Annotated in this window: 12 protein-coding genes and 2 tRNA genes; 6 read left to right on the top strand and 8 right to left on the bottom strand. The window is 43.8% G+C overall.

All coding sequences use genetic code 11. From position 1 onward, the window contains the following. Nucleotides 1–2: 2 nt before the first annotated feature. Entirely contained in the window at nucleotides 3–689 is a 687-nt protein-coding gene (locus BCU34_RS09205; protein WP_102478322.1) for an SDR family oxidoreductase, read from the bottom strand. Between the two features lie 261 nt (nucleotides 690–950). Here BCU34_RS09205 and BCU34_RS09200 point away from each other — a divergent pair, with 261 nt between their 5' ends. Then, nucleotides 951–1,871, top strand: coding sequence for a histone deacetylase (locus BCU34_RS09200; RefSeq protein ID WP_102478324.1), 921 nt, complete (start codon nucleotides 951–953; stop codon nucleotides 1,869–1,871). Between the two features lie 65 nt (nucleotides 1,872–1,936). Here BCU34_RS09200 and BCU34_RS09195 read toward each other — a convergent pair. From BCU34_RS09195 to BCU34_RS09180, 4 genes are all read right to left on the bottom strand, one after another. Then, a tRNA-Ser gene (locus tag BCU34_RS09195) sits at nucleotides 1,937–2,027 on the bottom strand. Nucleotides 2,028–2,472: 445 nt separating this feature from the next. Further along, nucleotides 2,473–2,563, bottom strand: a tRNA-Ser gene (locus BCU34_RS09190). Between the two features lie 138 nt (nucleotides 2,564–2,701). Further along, nucleotides 2,702–4,510, bottom strand: a complete 1,809-nt coding sequence (locus BCU34_RS09185) for a DUF3413 domain-containing protein (RefSeq protein ID WP_102433622.1) — start codon at nucleotides 4,508–4,510, stop codon at nucleotides 2,702–2,704. A gap of 28 nt (nucleotides 4,511–4,538) precedes the next feature. Further along, nucleotides 4,539–4,766 (bottom strand): YejL family protein, encoded by a 228-nt coding sequence (locus BCU34_RS09180; RefSeq protein WP_017068253.1) that lies wholly within the window; start codon nucleotides 4,764–4,766, stop codon nucleotides 4,539–4,541. 84 nt (nucleotides 4,767–4,850) lie between these two features. On the opposite strand from BCU34_RS09180, the gene yejK reads away from it, so the two are divergent. The 3 genes from yejK (at nucleotide 4,851) to BCU34_RS09165 (ending at nucleotide 8,613) form a co-directional block, all read left to right on the top strand. After that, complete coding sequence (gene yejK, locus BCU34_RS09175; protein ID WP_102478325.1) at nucleotides 4,851–5,855, top strand: nucleoid-associated protein YejK; 1,005 nt, start codon at nucleotides 4,851–4,853, stop codon at nucleotides 5,853–5,855. A gap of 105 nt (nucleotides 5,856–5,960) precedes the next feature. Further along, entirely contained in the window at nucleotides 5,961–7,358 is a 1,398-nt protein-coding gene (locus tag BCU34_RS09170; protein WP_102478326.1) for an Hpt domain-containing protein, read from the top strand. A gap of 76 nt (nucleotides 7,359–7,434) precedes the next feature. Beyond that, a complete protein-coding gene (locus tag BCU34_RS09165) occupies nucleotides 7,435–8,613 on the top strand; it encodes a chemotaxis protein (protein ID WP_102478327.1) in 1,179 nt (392 codons plus the stop codon). 112 nt (nucleotides 8,614–8,725) lie between these two features. Here the strand turns inward: BCU34_RS09165 and nhaC are convergent, their stop codons facing one another. Beyond that, the gene (nhaC, locus tag BCU34_RS09160) at nucleotides 8,726–10,162 is read right to left on the bottom strand and encodes a Na+/H+ antiporter NhaC (protein ID WP_017063453.1); all 1,437 of its coding nucleotides are present in this window, start codon (nucleotides 10,160–10,162) and stop codon (nucleotides 8,726–8,728) included. A gap of 500 nt (nucleotides 10,163–10,662) precedes the next feature. Between nhaC and asd the strand changes: the two genes are divergently transcribed. Next, on the top strand, nucleotides 10,663–11,781 hold the full coding sequence (asd, locus tag BCU34_RS09155; protein ID WP_017629874.1) for an aspartate-semialdehyde dehydrogenase: 1,119 nt from the start codon (nucleotides 10,663–10,665) through the stop codon (nucleotides 11,779–11,781). A 410-nt stretch (nucleotides 11,782–12,191) separates the two neighbouring features. On the opposite strand, the gene BCU34_RS09150 is transcribed toward asd, so the two are convergent. Next, a complete protein-coding gene (locus BCU34_RS09150) occupies nucleotides 12,192–13,034 on the bottom strand; it encodes an ion transporter (protein WP_102478337.1) in 843 nt (280 codons plus the stop codon). Between the two features lie 148 nt (nucleotides 13,035–13,182). Next, a complete protein-coding gene (locus BCU34_RS09145; RefSeq protein WP_004734056.1) occupies nucleotides 13,183–13,821 on the bottom strand; it encodes a YchE family NAAT transporter in 639 nt (212 codons plus the stop codon). Nucleotides 13,822–14,460: 639 nt separating this feature from the next. On the opposite strand from BCU34_RS09145, the gene adhE reads away from it, so the two are divergent. After that, a complete protein-coding gene (gene adhE, locus BCU34_RS09140) occupies nucleotides 14,461–17,166 on the top strand; it encodes a bifunctional acetaldehyde-CoA/alcohol dehydrogenase (RefSeq protein WP_048659757.1) in 2,706 nt (901 codons plus the stop codon). Nucleotides 17,167–17,219: the final 53 nt, after the last annotated feature.

Raw genomic sequence — 17,219 nt, 5'->3', positions numbered from 1 at the left:
GCCTACCAGTCTATCTCGGTGCCATCGAAATTGAAGAAGTGACCACTTACTTCGGTATTGGCAGATTCGATGACTTTGATAAGGCCTGATGCCGAAGTGTCTGTATCGATTAGAGCATTTGGCCCCCCCATTTCAGTCTGTACCCAACCTGGGTGCAGCGCTAACACAGTAAAGCCATTATCGGTTAGGTCGTTGCTTAAACTCTTCACAACGGAGTTAAGAGCCGCTTTAGAGGAACGATAGATGTAGCCACCGCCGGAGGTGTTCTCTGCCATGCTGCCTACTCGAGAAGACAAGCAAGCGACCTTTTTCACGTCACTGTTTTCTAGAACAGGTAATAGCATTTCGACAAGCTTCAATGGCGCAATCGTATTGACTTCAAAAACACGTCGCCACTCTTCGACATCGGTGTTACCCAGTCCGTAACCTTTTGGCCCATAGTAGCCAGCATTGTTAATCAAGATATCTATCGACGGAATCTGAGAGGGAAGTTGGCTCACCGTTTGGTAATCGGTTATTTCTAACTGAATGCAGGTTAAGTTGCTGTTGTGGTCTGCGAGTGAGAGCAGTTCTTTTGCTGAAGAGGCGTCACGGTAAGTTGCGTACACCTTGTGATTACCTTTCAAGTATTGTTGAGTCAAACTTAAGCCAATGCCGCGGTTCGCTCCAGTAATAAAAATAACGCTCATGGTGATTCCTTTTCAGTTCAATTAGTTAAGTTTGATGGCTTAACACGAGAAAATCAACGGCCCACCAACTGGCCATTAGCATTCCTACAAAAATCATTACTGCAGCCATCGAGCCGCAGATCACCCCAAGGATGAGTATTACGTTTTTCATTGTTGCCTCTAAAATGGATTTAAGGTAATGATAATTGTTATCATTAATTAAGGTTGTCGCCAAGTCTGAGGCTGTTATGATTTTGAGAAAGATACGCAATTAACTTGATTATGATTCCTTTAATTTACCACCCAATCTATTCGCAACTGCCTTTACCTGAAGGTCACCGTTATCCGATTAACAAATATCAGTTGTTACACAGTGCTGTTGAGGCGCTAATGGATAGCGAACCCTTGTGGAAGAGCAAGTTTGAAGTGTTCCAACCAACGCCCGTTTCGGTTGAGCAAGTAAAACAGGTACACGATAGCGAGTATGTCGATTTGCTTGTTTCTGGAAACCTGCCTGCGGCAAAGATGAGGCGTATCGGCTTTCCGTGGAGTGAGCAACTTATTGAAAGAACGCTCTATTCCAGCGGAGGAACTTGCTTGGCCGCAGAAATGGCGATAGAGAGTGGTTTAGCGATTCATTTGAGTGGTGGCTACCACCACGCGCATCATGACTTTGGCAGTGGCTTTTGTCTGTTGAATGATCTTGTGCTGGCAGCAAAGCACGCGTTGACCTTTGAGCACATAGATAAAGTGTTGATTGTCGATAGTGATGTTCATCATGGCGATGGCACTGCGACGCTTTGCCAAGATAGCGATGAGATTATTACTCTGTCTTTCCACTGTGACAAAAATTTCCCTGCACGAAAGCCATTATCGGATTTAGATGTGCCATTAAGCCGTGAAACTGAAGATGAAGAGTTTCTAAGGTGTTTCGAACAAGTCACTAAGCTGGCGATTGCCCATCATCAACCTGATCTCATCATCTATGATGCGGGTATCGACATCCATCAAGACGATGAACTGGGCTATTTGAATGTGTCTACTCAAGGCATATTTGAACGCGACTGCTTGATGATCGGCTTAGCGAAATCAGACTCCATTCCGATGGCGTGTGTTGTTGGTGGTGGCTATCGAACACAGCATCAAGATCTGGTTCCTATTCACATGCAGTTATTGAAAGCGGCACTAGCCGTGAATAGTTGACCTGTTGAACTAGGTTTTCTCCAGATACAAAAAAGCCGCTGATTTCTCAGCGGCTTTCTTTAATGTGGTGGAGGGATAGGGATTTGAACCCTAGAACCGCTATTAACGGTTGCCGGTTTTCAAGACCGGTGCTTTCGACCACTCAGCCATCCCTCCAATGGCGCGTATAATATAAGGGTGGCTTTCGCTTGTAAATACCCTTATCAACTGACTGCTTTTTTTATGAACGCTTTTTGGTGTTTTTGTTCTGGATGGTTGTTTTTCGCTCGGTTTATTAAGAAGCAGACCAAACCTTATATTCAATAAGCCAAGAATTCTTAACTTTCGTTATACGCGAAGTGTTTCCGTGCCATTAAAAAGAAAGTATCTATTTGGCTTGCAGGTAAAGTTATGAGGGAAGTGGTTTAGGCATAAGAACTTTCAGCTAGGGACTCTTAACTAGGAGCTTTTAGCTTAGAACTCTGAGATCGGAATTTAAGAGTAGGTATCAAGTGAATGGGTTTGAAAATGAGAGTGGATAGAGTCTTGTTAGATGAGCTTTATATTTTAAAAAGCTTCAGATGCAAAAAAGCCGCTGATTTCTCAGCGGCTTTCTTTAATGTGGTGGAGGGATAGGGATTTGAACCCTAGAACCGCTATTAACGGTTGCCGGTTTTCAAGACCGGTGCTTTCGACCACTCAGCCATCCCTCCAGTGGCGTGAATAATATAAGGGGCAGAGGATCTTGTAAACCCTTAATTTTCATAATTTTGTTTTGTTGCTTGTTTTCTAATCACTCACGGCAATAAAAAAGGGAAGCGCTTGGCTTCCCTTTTCTGTGTGCTGATTATTTAGTCATTTTTTGTGTAGAAACGCTGTAGCTCGGTTAGGCCTTGCATCAACACAGGTAAGCGAGGGCTTACGTTTTTCAAGCGTTTGTAATTCTGGTCGTACAATTTGTAGTTGCCAAATTTATCTAATACCGTTGTTTGTTGGTCAGTAACAAGAGCAAGTTCACGAGAGTCGCCCGCTAGGATCCACTTTCTCTTACGCTCATTAAACAGGCTGCGACCACTACTGAAGTCCGTTGGGTTCGAAGATACGCCCAATAGCTCTTGCATCAGTGTTACTGATACGTCTAGATGACTAGAACGGTGCGTGTATTCAGAAGCAGACTTACCTGGCCAGCTGATAAACAGCGGTACTTGTAACTGATAACGACTGTAGTTGGAGTTTGCACCCCAGCTGTTGGTTTTGGTTTCGTTAAACTCAGTACCGTGGTTAGAGGTAATGATAACTACTGTGTTGTCGGCGAGCTCTAAGCGTTCCAGTTCAGCGTAGATAGTTGCTAACTGAGCATCGGCCGCTGTTGCTGACTTTTGATAATCTGCAGCAAAACGTTCTGCTGTTGTTAACGTTGAGTCCGACTCTGAACTTGAATCGTAGCTGGCGAAGTTATCCAGTGTAGTCAGTTCAATAAAGTTAAACCAAGGGCGTTTAGCTTGTGGTGATTGAATCCAATCAGACCAAGCTTTGATTGCACTCTGGTCATCATAAGTTGCTTGCTGTGGCATAACATCACGGCCTCGGAAGATAATATCCGAGTAAAGTGTATCGCTAAAGTTGTCGCCGCTGAAAGCAGCAAACTTATAATCGTGATTATCTAATACATCCAACAGTACTGCGCTTGACCCTTGAGCTTCGATGCTGCTTGCGTAGCTGCTCGGCAGGCCGTAGAACAAGCCGAAAATACCAAACATATCGTTACTTGAACTGTAGTGGTTGGTGAAGTTGATCGACTGTTGTGCGTAAGCATAGCTGTTTGGCATCGCTGTCGCATTTAGTGCGTCAGCGCGAAGGTTGTTCACACTCACCATCAGGATATTAAGATCATCACTGCGGCGGTTGTATTGAATTTTTTCTAGCGGATAGCTAACTAGGTTTACGTTCTCTTTGTTCGCTTCTAAACGCTCAAGGTACTCTTCACGATCTAATAGGCCATGTTTTTCCATAAAGCTTTTCGCTGTCATTGGGTAAGACAGTGGGAAGTTCGCTTTCTGGCTAGTAATTGGGTTATAGAAATACGCATCAGCCCACATGTAGGTCAAGTGGCTGCTGATGAAACACAAGAAGAAGACGGCAGTAATCGGACGGCCAATGTGTTTATGAGACAGTTTACGCTGCTTACGCCAAACCCACTCAGACAGACCAAGCTGTAGTAAGAAGATAAATGGCATAACAATGAAGAGGTGCTGCAAATCAGATGTGAATGCAGATTCCTCTCCACTGAATAAAACCTCCCACACGACAGGTGTCAGGTGGAGGTTTATATTTTGATACGTTTGGGTATCAATCAGTAGGACAGTTAAACCTATGGTCGCAAAACAAACCGCAACCAAACGTAATAACTTCCTCGACGGAAGAATAAAAGTGAGCGGGAACAGCACTAATAGATAGAGCGCGAACACTAAAAAGCCAAAATGACCAACCCACGATGCAGCCAAATAAAATTGACCTAGCAAGGTTTCTGGCCAAGCAGATTGAGTAATATAACGAGTACCAATCAACATCGCAGCAATGATGTTGAAAAATGCAAACCAGTGACCCCAACCAACCAGTCGAGATACACGATCGCTATATGAGTTTGCGCTGTCTACCATTTATAATTCTTTTATCCGTCAATCAAATTTAGTGAGACTTTTTATCTTCAAGAGAAGAAATTAAAGCCTCGGCAAATTTTTCAGCAATTCCTTTGCGTTGTGAAGCAGCAACATTCTGATTTAAGACATTGGTTGCGATATTTCCAGCGATCATCAGTGAAAGCTCTGGCGAAGCTTTGTGCTTAGATAGTACAGCACCTACTTCAGCTAGGATTTTTTCAACTTGATCATCTGTGTATTTAGATATAATCGGCATAAGGACTCTAATAATGATAGTAAAAGCGGCTTATGATAACCTACTATGCACGACAACTGAAACCTGAACGGTAATATTTTCACTATGAGCCTTCACCTTTCCAACGTAATTTTACACCAGCTGAGTAAGAACGATCAGGATGAGCTGATTGTTAACTATCGTGCTGAATCTCTAGAAAACGATGCTTCATCTGAAAGCCTAGTTGCTGAACTTCACCGTGTTTTTAATTCAAAAGCAGGCAAAGGGTTTGGTTCTTTCAAATCTGACAGCGAATTCCAGCAGTGGTTGCATCAACTTCGTGCTGGTGAGGCAAACTTTTACGATTTTTCTCAAAAGAGTGCGCAACGTCTAAAAGACGAACTATCAAAGTACCCATTCGCTGACGAAGGTATCTTGGTAATGGCTGAATATCAGTCACTTGCAACAGATTACCTTTTCATTGGTTTATTGCCTTCAAACCAAAGCCTAAAGGTAACTGAAGGGCTTGATATTAGTGCGACTGACTACCTTGATATCTCAAAAATGGATATCGCGGCTCGCCTAGACCTTTCTACTTATGAGACTGATAAAGAGTCAAACCGTTACTTAACTTATATTAAAGGACGTGTTGGCCGTAAAGTCGCGGATTTCTTCTTAGATTTCTTACAAGCTGAAGTCGGTTTGGATGCGAAACAGCAAAACCAAGTACTGATGCAAGCGGTAGAAGACTTCGTTTCTGACTCTAAATTGGAAAAAGAAGAAGCGATCAGCTACAAAAAGCAGGTTGCGGACTACTGTAACGAGCAGCTTAAAGCCGGTGATGAAGTACAAGTGCGTGAACTTTCTGGAGAATTGCCAGCAAGCACAGATGGTACCAGCTTCTTTGACTATACTAGTGAGCAAGGCTACGAGCTAGAAGACAGCTTTCCAGCCGATCGCGCAACTATGCGTAAACTAACAAAATTTGTTGGTGCTGGTGGCGGTTTGAATGTTAGTTTTGATAGTCTGCTTCTAGGCGAACGTATCTTTTACGATCCGGAGACAGACACGCTTACGATTAAAGGCACTCCACCGAACTTACGTGACCAACTGACTCGCAATAAGTCATAGTCCGAAGTTAACGGATAAAAGCGGCAGCAGGATGTTGTCGCTTATTTTGCGCTTAATCTTTTAGTAAGTGTCATGGCTTCAAGTTAACACGCACAAGGAATATAGATGGAACAATCAGTAGCAAAGCCCAAACGCTTTAAAAAACCAGCGACCTTCTTGGTTGTGCTCTTGGCTCTGTGGCTACTTCCTTCATTGGCTCTTCTTAATCTAAGCCGTTCCTACACCAATTCTCTTGCTCAAATCGAAGAGCTCGGTATTCGAGTCAACGAATTGAGGCAATCGCTCTATTTCTCAGAACCGCTTCGAGTCTCTCGTATCAATGATCTCGCACTCGACGCTCAGTTAGTTTATTCGATCCGACTGCAGATTGAATCTGATTTCCAACACGCCTTGTTTCGTCCTGATGTGAACCAACTGTTGTACGTAGCCGATCAGTTCCTAGAAAAGTTCGATGAGTTCATTCCGATCGAAAGCCAAGTTCAAGACATTGTTGATAACATTAAGATGTTGCGTGCTGATAAAGAGCTTTCCCCTAAGCTAAAGCCACTACTAAATGAATTCGGAGTTGTGGTATTTGAAGCAATGTACTCTGACAATCAAAGTTCGTCAGCGACTTATCGATCCTTTGATTCCATTCTAGAAAAATCTTATTCATTAGAAACCGAAGAACAAGATGCACTCCAACAACTACTGGCTGATGCGTCAGCATTGTTGAGTGATTATGCTCAGCTTAACTATTTGGTCGATAAGATTAAGAAAAACTCAGTGAATGAACAGATCATTAAACTCGAAGCTGAGTTCCACGATCGTCAGTTCAACTTATTGTTGGTGATGCTAGGTCTAAGCTTAGTGGCAATGAGCGGGATAGTGTTGTGGGGCGTTAGATCCAAAAAAACGATTACAGAAGCCGGTCACGAACTCAGTTCTGAGCCTGAAATTGATTCCAGTAAAGAAAAGGCTTCTTCAAGCGACGTGGTTTCCTCAGCCGTGAAACAAGCAGATAATGACGCTTATGTGCCCGAGAACACGTCAACGAACCAGTATTCCGACCCTCAACCTCCGCAGAGTGTTAGCGTCTCAAGGCATGTTCAGCAACACTCTGTTGAGCAAGGCCTTGAACCGACGCCAGTAGAAGAAAAGCACATTGCTAGTGTGACAGATTCAAAGCCTGCAATTGATATCGAAGACATGTTAGAAACACTCGATGGTGATGCTGAATCTGTCGAACTGTTGCTTGGTGTGTTTGTACAAGATCATGCCGGTGACTACGAGAAGTTTAAATCTTTGCTGACCAAAGATGAAACCTCTGCCGCTCGCATTGTACATAGCTTAAAAGGTGTGGCTGGCAGTATCAAAGCGTCTCGGTTGGCGATTATTGCCGCGAGTATTGAAATGACAATGAAGCAGTCCAGAGCCATCAGCGAACACGACTTAGAAGAACTAGAGCAGGCAATAAAAGCCTCTGCGGATTCTGCTCATGAATATTTAGACAGTCAGCGTTAACTTTTACAGGAATTTTGACAATACTCTGACGAAGCGCTCATACAATCCGCGCCCTTAGTCTTTGTCAGAGGTTTATATGTTACGAGTTTCGATTCGAAGTTGGATGGTGTTGGTGCTTAGCATTGTGCTAAGTGGTTGTTCTCTCTTAGAAGTTAAGTTAGATAGTCAAACGACGCCTCTCACTCAACAAGAGTTAAATGCTCGGCTCATGACGCGTGAATACGCCAAGATGTTTTTTACACGAGTAGAAGACTCGGCTGATTTAATCGCGCAATCTTATCCTGCCGATGACACTTTACATCAATCTTATGTGTTGCTTTGGAAGATCCATGCAGAGCAGGGATTACAACAAGCGGCTTACCAAACTTCCCCAATGTCTGCGTTAATTGACTCGTGGGTTTTCACTGCCCAAATGAATCAGTTTTATAGCCAAGGCGATGGCGCGGACCTGTTCGCGACGGATGATGCGGTAGAGGCTGCTCGTTTTCTTGACCAAGAAGCAGAGAAATTGGCAAAGGGTGTATTGAACTCCAGTGATTTCAAAAAAAGCAAAGCGTTCGTTGCTCAGTTTGCCGCTAGCCACCCATTTAAAGATCTCACATTCAGAAGCACGCCTGCTTACCGTGAATGGCTAAGTTACCTTGGTAAAGACGAGTCGCAAATCGTCCAGAGCTTAGGCACCATGCCAGAAGCAATGAGCGATGCATCAGATCGCTTAAGCTTAATGGCTGACCAGACACCGAAACTGATGACGTGGAAAGCCGAGTTGGTTGCATTGAATAGCTCGCTAACGGGTGAAGACCTATCGATGACGTTAGAAAGCCTTCGTCAAACATCAGCAAGCATGCAAGACTTTATTGAGAACAACCCAGAATACATGCAAACGCTAGCCTCTATTATGTCGACAGAAATGCAGCCATTGCTCAATGATCTTAGTGACAAAACAGACCAAAAACTGGCGATGTTGAGCGATGAACGTGTGGCTTTAGAAAAAATGGTGACACGTGAGAGAGAAGCACTTGTAGAGATGATAGCCAAAGAGCGCATCGAGATTGCGGGTATTGTGACTTCAGAGAGAGAACTGTTCACACAAGACCTTGATCGCGTCTCTCAAGAGGTGGTGGTACTTGCGATTGATAAACTGATGGAGTTAATAAAAGGTGTGATTATCTACTTCATCCTGTTTATCTTAGTGGTGTTCTTTGCTCCGTTAGGTATCGGTTACTGGTTGGGTAAACGAACCGCCAATAAATAGATAAATAGATAGATAAGTAAATCAGCAGATCAAAAAAGAGCGCTCTAGGGCGCTCTTTTTGCATTTAACCATTAACGTTTTGAGTTACGTTCGAAAGCGTTAGCTCCTGAACTTAAGCTTGTTGCTTGCTTAACTCTGTTGCTTCTTCAGCTTCAAACGCTGGTGCTGTTGGTTCACACTTATCAACGAACCAACCCATGTAAGATGTCACGATAGTCACGATGATACAGATGAAGCTTAACCACATGAACGGTGCGTAAGACAGCGTCGCAACACCAAGAATGCTCGCCATGTAGATACCGTTATCACTCCACGGAACCATACCCGACGTTAGCGTGCCACCAAACTCAGCATTACGAGATAGATTCTTACGCTTGTAGCCTAAACGGTCGTAGTTTTTCGCACAGATTTTTGGCGTAAGGATTAACGATACGTACATTGCAGAACCGAACACGTTACCCATGAAGGCCGTACCAATTGTGCTAGTCGCTAGTGAGCCTGCGCTGTTTACGCGGCGCTCAAACACCTTAGCGATTGTCTCTAGTACGCCCACTTTATCCAGTAAGCCACCGAAACCTAGACCAAATACGATAACCGCAACTGAACCCAGCATTGAAGACATGCCGCCACGGTTAAGAATCGAATCAATAAACTCTACGCCAGATGAGATTGAGAACGGTGCCCAAGCCGTATTGAATGCCGTTAGGAAGTCGATATCTTGGATCATGACCGCCCAGATAATACCCAGCAGAGAACCAAAGCTGATTACCGGGAATGAAGGCATACGGAAAGCCAACAGACCAAGCACGATCAGTACCGGAACGAATGAGTAAGGCGTGATGTAGAACTGAACTTCCATTGCTTTGATTACAGAGTCTACTTGGCTCATGTCCACGTTACCCGCATAGTGGAAACCAAACGCAGTAAACATGATGCCTGTAATCACGTAGCTGATTAATGCAACTGGAAGCATGCCCTTGATGTGTTCAACTACTTCAACACCAGACATTGAAGAAGCCAGAATCACTGAATCAGAAAGCGGAGACATCTTGTCACCGAAGTAACAACCTGACAGCACTGCACCTGCAGTAATCGGTGCTGGAACACCTAGGCCTTGGCCGATACCCATCATCGCGATACCTGCTGTACCCGCAGCTCCCCAAGAAGTACCGGTCGCCAATGCGGTTAGAGAACAGATAATCATGGTCGCTAAAAGGAAGATAGAAGGGTGGATAGCTTTCAGACCATAGTAAATGATAGTAGGTACGATTCCGCCTGAGATCCAAGTACCAACAAGAGCGCCAACGGCTAAAAGTATTAAAACCGCGCCTAAGCCATTGGATATTCCTTTGAGTGCTGCTTTTTCTAAGTCTTTGTATTGGTGTCCAAGACGAATACCAAGAACCATGATAATGAACCAGCCAATATACAAGGCAAGTTGAATTGGAAGGTCAAGCTTTGCAGTAAAGGAAAAAGCAAGGGATAGAAATAGTCCTAACGCGATGAATACCTGTAATAGGTTCGGTAGGCGAGTTTTACTCTGCTTCATAAAAGCCTCTTGTGATTTCGAGCATTTATAGTGCTTCGTTATAGTGTGTGGTGCAGGACGGACACTACAGTAATTAGTTTATTATATCGAAAAAATACGCCCAAGTTGTGATATTTAACTATTAACCCAATCAATTGTGGTTTCATAATCTAAAATATTGTTAAATTCATGATTGTTACATGTTGAAATCTGTCGCACGTTGTTTTCGTTTTGTAAAATAAAACTCTGATTAACCTTGGTTTGAAAGAGGGATTTACTGTTTGTGATGGGCGTCGACTCAATCGGTTTTGGCGTTGTAAATGTTTGAATTTGTCGATAATGAGCGCTTAATCAATGAGGTGGAGATGGAATGCCGATACAGAGATAACTGCACGATTCATTACGTTCACTTAAAAGAAACGAAAAAGTTACACTTTTTGACAAAAAGCACTTGAGTTCTGTTTCTGAAAAACTTATAGATGGGGGAGAGCAATTTTTAATTTATACATGGAGAGTGAGCGATGAGAGTAGGTCTAGTTGGTTGGCGTGGTATGGTTGGTTCTGTACTGATGCAACGTATGGTTGAAGAGAAAGACTTCGACTTGATTGAGCCTGTTTATTACAGCACATCTCAGATTGGTATTCCTGCCCCTGTTCTAGGCGGCAAAGATGCGGGTCTACTTCAAGACGCTTTTGATATTGATAGCCTAAAACAGCTTGATGCTGTGATTACCTGTCAAGGTGGCGATTACACATCAAAAGTATACCCAGCGCTGCGTCAAGCTGGTTGGAAAGGTTACTGGATTGATGCGGCTTCTACCTTACGTATGGATGCTGATTCAATCATCACTCTTGATCCTGTTAACTTGGCTCAAATCCAGCAAGGCATTCACAGCGGCACCAACACTTTCGTTGGCGGTAACTGTACTGTGAGCTTGATGCTTATGGCACTAGGCGGCCTATATGAAAAAGGCATGGTCGAGTGGATGAGTGCGATGACTTACCAAGCGGCATCGGGTGCTGGCGCTAAGAATATGCGTGAGCTGATCTCACAAATGGGTGTGATCAACGACAGCGTAAGCTCTGAGTTAGCAAATCCTTCAAGCTCGATTCTTGATATTGATAAGAAGGTTGCGGATACGATTCGTTCATCTTCATTCCCAACAGACCAATTTGGTGCTCCTCTTGCTGGCTCATTGATTCCTTGGATCGATGTGAAGCGTGAAAACGGCCAAAGCAAAGAAGAATGGAAAGCGGGCGTTGAAGCGAACAAGATTCTTGGCCTAGATGGTCAGCCAATCCCTATCGATGGTACTTGTGTACGTATCGGTGCAATGCGTTGTCACGCTCAAGCGCTAACGATTAAGCTTAAGCAAGACGTTCCAATGGACGAAATCGAAGAGATCATCGCGACACACAATGATTGGGTTAAAGTGATTCCTAATGACCGCGACATCACAGCACAGGAGCTAACACCAGCGAAAGTAACAGGCACTATGTCTGTACCAGTCGGTCGTCTGCGTAAGATGTCGATGGGTAACGACTTCCTAAACGCATTCACTGTTGGTGACCAACTGCTTTGGGGTGCTGCAGAACCACTACGTCGTACTTTACGCATTATCTTAGCTGAGAAGGCGTAATCGAAAGCTCTTTCTATTCAGAAGTTAAAGCAGGCGCCACTCTTTGTGAATGCTTAGCTTCGTGAGAGACAAAGGCCGGTGTTAATACATCGGCTTTTTTGTTTGCGGAAGGTTGATTAATTTCACTCGCGACTTCACTTAAATCTTCTCATTGGAATGGGACAAGGAAGAGATCCCCAACTCGTTCGTTCCTCACTCTTGAGGATGACGTTTTTCTTCTAACTTAAATTGCGTCATTCCCGATAGCGACGAAGGAGCGTAGTCGGGAATCTCGTTTTGGCTCAGTGAACCAACATCAAAAAAGGTGACGATAAACGCCACCCTTTTAGTATTTTTGTGTCACATACTCAAATCACGAAACTGCTATTAAATCTTTTTCGCATCTCGCTACCCGAATCTCGCATCTGCTTTTATTTCTCTTCAGTGACGACACGCTTGTCTGGATCTGCCAATTCGCTTGCACAGTGTTTGCAATACATGGCGTCAGAATCATGACCCGCTCGGTTGCAGTTAGGACACTTAACCAACTCTTTGTGTGAGTTCATTTCATTACTGAGTTCCGCAGTAATAATTCCTGTCGGCACCGCCAAAATTGAGTAACCCAATAGCATGGTCAGTGATGCTATGGCTTTGCCAAGCGCGGTCTGCGGCACCATGTCACCATACCCCACTGTCGTGATAGTTACGATTGCCCAATAGATGCTGTGAGGAATACTGGTGAAGCCATTTTCTGGGCCTTCAATAACAAAGATCAGAGCACCAAAGATAACGACTAAGATCCCAACTGTGCTGAAGAAGATAAGTATCTTTCGTCTTGCCATTAACAGTGAGCGCAACAGAATATTGGAATCTTGCAGGTAGCGAACCAGTTTTAGGATTCGGAAGATACGCATCACACGAAGCAGCCTCACCACACCCATAAACGAAGCACCAGGGAAGATGATCGCTAAGTAGGTTGGAAGAATCGCTAATAGGTCAACGACACCGTAAAAGCTGGTGGCATAAGATTTTGGTTTTGGAGAGCAATAGAGCCTCAACAGATACTCAAGCGTAAAGAGGGCCGTAAAGCTGTATTCAATGTAACGCAACTGCTGTGACCACTCGGTCATCACATTAGGGATCGACTCTAAGATAAGCACCAACAGCGAAGCCAAGATTGCAACGATCAGTGAAATATCAAATGCGCGTCCGGCTGGAGTGTGAGTACCAAAGATAATGACGTACAAATGATGCTTAAGTGGCTTACGTGACATAAGGAGAGATTCATCTTCTGTTAAATGCATTAACAGTCATTATACTAGCTTCATAATAACGAGGCGAGTGAAAGCCCAATTGCTTTACTCGCCTCATCTATATATCAATCTTGATTGCCCGCAATACACGAGCTAATACCGCTAAACGTTATGCTAACCCTGGGAATAGGTTACGTAAGCCGTTGGCGATGAATTCGATGCCTAGCGCACCAAGGATCAAGCCCATGATACGTGTAATAACGTTGATACCGGTTTGACCAAGGAAACGAACGATAACTGGCGCTGAACGGAACAAAAGCCAAGAGCAAGTTGCGAAGGCAATAATGCTAATGCCGATGCCTACCGTATCAATAGCAGCAGGGTAGCGAGAACCGTAAACAATGGTCGAGCTGATTGCTCCCGGACCTGCCATTAGCGGCATAGCCAGCGGAACAACGCCGATCTGCTCTTTACTGATGTATTCCGATTTTTCTTGTTTGTTCTGCTTATCTTCACCGAGCTTACCGCTCATCATCGAAAATGCGATGCTCAATAACAGTAAGCCACCTGCAACGCGGAATGAATCTAACGAGATGCTAAACATATCAAGAAGCATTTGCCCCGCAACAAGCGACACAATCAAGATAACGGCAACAGCAATGTTGGCTTGTAAGGCTGTCCTGTTTCGCTCTTCTGGTGGCATATGAGCAGTTAGAGAAACAAAAACAGGCATGATGCCGATTGGGTTTACGGCTGCAACAAGCCCAAGGAAGAATTGCATAAAGATTGCGAGTTCTAAACCTTGCATGAGAGCGATCTCCAGTAACGTTAAGTAGGATAGTGGGTTTGATCTGACCTTTGTCAGAGTGCGTAATGTAAGGGACAAATTCAATGAGAGCGAATGAAAAAAACTAACTTGAAGAAGGGGCTATTTTTTAGAAAAACTAATTGAGTGTGAGATGTGTAATGTCAGTGTTACAAATTGTTTTCTCGTGTTTCGTGCTGTAACGTAATTTGAACTAAATGTTATCTCACGCACGCTTTTAATAAAAATTATGACAGTTTCTAGCTCGTTGCAACGGTATGGATATACTCTCAGTAGCACGAATATAGCTGTATACATGTAATTTAACGGACTAGAAATGAAACTTTTTTACAGTTTATGACGCAATGTAGAAAAAAGTCGTCTGTTTGCTTGTTTTTTGTGCTGATGGAAAGTGTGATTTTAATCTATTTAAATCAGCGTCTTAGGTTCATTTTTGCGATTGCCTTACTACTTTTTGGTTAATTCTTTTTGGGTAACTGATCTGGGTCAATTTTTTTCATACAGTGAAATAATATACTCAGTCCTGAAAGCAATTTACTAAGAACGTTGTTGTTTGAGGTTAAAAGCAAGCAGCGAAATTAATAAAAAGTTTTTAATATTTATTATTTTAGGAGATCCACCATGCCTGTAACTAACTTAGCGGAACTTGATGCTCTAGTAGCTCGCGTTAAAGCAGCACAAGAAGAGTTTGCAACATTCTCTCAAGAGAAAGTAGACGCAATCTTCCGTGCAGCTTCTCTTGCTGCTAACCACGCTCGTATTCCACTAGCACAACAAGCAGTTGCTGAATCTGGAATGGGTATTGTTGAAGATAAGGTTATCAAAAACCACTTTGCATCTGAATTTATCTACAACAAATACAAAGACGAAAAAACATGTGGCATCTTAGAAGAAGATGACAACCTAGGCACAATGACTATCGCCGAGCCTGTAGGTATCATCTGTGGTATCGTTCCAACAACGAACCCAACTTCTACAGCAATCTTCAAATCTCTAATCTCTCTTAAGACACGTAACGGCATCATCTTCTCGCCACATCCACGTGCAAAGAACTCAACTAACGACGCAGCGAAACTGGTTCTAGACGCAGCTGTTGCAGCTGGTGCTCCAAAAGACATCATCGGTTGGATCGACCAACCATCTGTAGAGCTTTCTAACGCGCTTATGAAGCACGACGGTATCGCACTTATCCTTGCTACTGGTGGTCCAGGCATGGTTAAAGCAGCATACTCTTCTGGTAAGCCTGCAATCGGTGTTGGTGCTGGTAACGTTCCTGTAGTTATCGATGAAACAGCTGACATCAAACGTGCTGTAGCATCTATCCTAATGTCTAAAACATTCGATAACGGCGTTGTATGTGCTTCTGAGCAAGCAGCAATCGTTGTTGGTGAAGTATATGACGAAGTTAAAGAGCGTTTCGCTTCTCACAAAGCTCACGTTCTATCTAAAGCTGACGCTGATAAAGTACGTAAAGTGCTTCTTATCGACGGCAACTTAAACGCTAAAATCGTAGGTCAACCTGCTCCAGCAATCGCTGAAATGGCTGGTGTTAAAGTTCCTGCTGATACAAAAGTACTTGTAGGTGAAGGTCTTGGTAAAGTTTCTTACGATGACGAATTCGCTCACGAGAAACTATCTCCAACTCTAGGTCTATTCCGCGCAGACGACTTCGAAGACGCTGTTGCTCAAGCGGTAACTATGGTTGAAATCGGTGGTATCGGTCACACATCTGGTCTTTACACTAACCAAGATACTAACGCAGACCGCATCCGTTACTTCGGTGACAAGATGAAGACTGCTCGTATCCTAATCAACATCCCTACTACTCACGGTGGTATCGGTGACCTGTACAACTTCAACGTTGCACCTTCTCTAACTCTAGGTTGTGGTTCATGGGGTGGTAACTCTATCTCTGAGAACGTAGGTCCTAAGCACCTTATCAACAAGAAAACTGTAGCGAAGCGAGCTGAAAACATGTTGTGGCACAAACTACCTAAGTCTATCTACTTCCGTCGTGGTAGCCTTCCAATCGCAATGAGCGACCTAGAAGGTAAGAAACGCGCATTCCTAGTAACTGACCGTTTCCTATTCAACAACGGTTACGCTGATGACGTAGTTAGCCTGCTTAAAGCACAAGGCATCGAAGTTCAAACTTTCTTCGACGTAGAAGCAGATCCAACGCTATCTGTTGTTGAGAAAGGTGCTGAAGCAATGAAGAGCTTCCAACCTGACGTAATCCTAGCTCTAGGTGGCGGTTCTCCAATGGATGCTGCTAAGATCATGTGGGTTATGTACGAGCACCCAGAAACTCACTTCGAAGAACTAGCAATGCGCTTTATGGATATCCGTAAACGTATCTACAAGTTCCCTAAAATGGGTCAAAAAGCTGAGCTAGTATGTATTACTACTACTTCAGGTACGGGTTCAGAGGTTACTCCATTCGCTGTTGTTACAGACGACAAGACTGGTGCTAAGTACCCACTAGCTGACTACGAAATCACGCCAAACATGGCTATCGTTGATGCGAACCTAGTAATGAACATGCCTAAGTCTCTAACAGCGTTCGGTGGTTACGATGCAGTAACTCACGCTCTTGAAGCTTACGTATCTGTTCTAGCGAACGAATACTCAGACGGTCAAGCTCTTCAAGCTCTTAAGATGCTTAAAGAATACCTACCATCAAGCTACAAAAATGGTGCGGCTGACCCAATCGCTCGTGAGAAAGTACACAACGCAGCAACTATCGCTGGTGTAGCATTTGCGAACGCATTCCTAGGTGTGTGTCACTCAATGGCTCACAAAATTGGTGCTGAGTTCCACCTACCACACGGTCTTGCTAACGCACTACTTATCTCAAACGTTGTACGTTACAACGCGAACGATAACCCAACTAAGCAGACTGCATTCTCTCAGTACGACCGTCCACAAGCACGTCGTCGTTACGCTGAAGTTGCTGACCACCTAGGCCTAAGCCAAGCTGGTGACCGTACTGCTCAGAAGATTGAACGTCTACTGACTTGGTTAGAAGAGCTTAAGAAAGACCTAGACATCCCACTATCTATCCAAGCTGCGGGTGTTAACGAGTCTGACTTCATCGCTAAACTAGACGAGCTAGCTGTTGAAGCGTTCGATGACCAGTGTACAGGTGCTAACCCACGTTACCCTCTAATCACTGAGCTAAAAGAAGTGCTAACAACTTCTTACTTCGGCCAACCATACGTTGAAGGCGAAACTTTCGAAGGTACTACAGTTATCCTTAAGAAAGCAGACCAAAAGCCAGCTGAAGCGAAAGCGCCAAAAGCTAAAAAAGAAAAAGCTAACGCATAATAAGTAAGCATTAGTTTTGAGATAAGTTTTCGCTAGCACGATACTTATCTATC

Origin of the sequence: Vibrio sp. 10N.286.45.E10, assembly GCF_002874195.2 — a bacterium.
GTDB classification, from domain to species: domain Bacteria; phylum Pseudomonadota; class Gammaproteobacteria; order Enterobacterales; family Vibrionaceae; genus Vibrio; species Vibrio crassostreae.
This window is presented reverse-complemented; position numbering and strand designations above follow the sequence as displayed.

Bases quoted from the DNA above. Each gene is read 5' to 3' on its own strand.
- BCU34_RS09170 (WP_102478326.1), top strand. From the start codon at position 5,961: ATGGAACAATCAGTAGCAAAGCCCAAACGCTTTAAAAAACCAGCGACC.
- nhaC (WP_017063453.1), bottom strand. From the start codon at position 10,162: ATGAAGCAGAGTAAAACTCGCCTACCGAACCTATTACAGGTATTCATC.
- BCU34_RS09180 (WP_017068253.1), bottom strand. From the start codon at position 4,766: ATGCCGATTATATCTAAATACACAGATGATCAAGTTGAAAAAATCCTA.
- BCU34_RS09165 (WP_102478327.1), top strand. From the start codon at position 7,435: ATGTTACGAGTTTCGATTCGAAGTTGGATGGTGTTGGTGCTTAGCATT.
- BCU34_RS09150 (WP_102478337.1), bottom strand. From the start codon at position 13,034: ATGTCACGTAAGCCACTTAAGCATCATTTGTACGTCATTATCTTTGGT.
- yejK (WP_102478325.1), top strand. From the start codon at position 4,851: ATGAGCCTTCACCTTTCCAACGTAATTTTACACCAGCTGAGTAAGAAC.
- BCU34_RS09185 (WP_102433622.1), bottom strand. From the start codon at position 4,510: ATGGTAGACAGCGCAAACTCATATAGCGATCGTGTATCTCGACTGGTT.
- BCU34_RS09200 (WP_102478324.1), top strand. From the start codon at position 951: ATGATTCCTTTAATTTACCACCCAATCTATTCGCAACTGCCTTTACCT.
- asd (WP_017629874.1), top strand. From the start codon at position 10,663: ATGAGAGTAGGTCTAGTTGGTTGGCGTGGTATGGTTGGTTCTGTACTG.
- adhE (WP_048659757.1), top strand. From the start codon at position 14,461: ATGCCTGTAACTAACTTAGCGGAACTTGATGCTCTAGTAGCTCGCGTT.
- BCU34_RS09145 (WP_004734056.1), bottom strand. From the start codon at position 13,821: ATGCAAGGTTTAGAACTCGCAATCTTTATGCAATTCTTCCTTGGGCTT.
- BCU34_RS09205 (WP_102478322.1), bottom strand. From the start codon at position 689: ATGAGCGTTATTTTTATTACTGGAGCGAACCGCGGCATTGGCTTAAGT.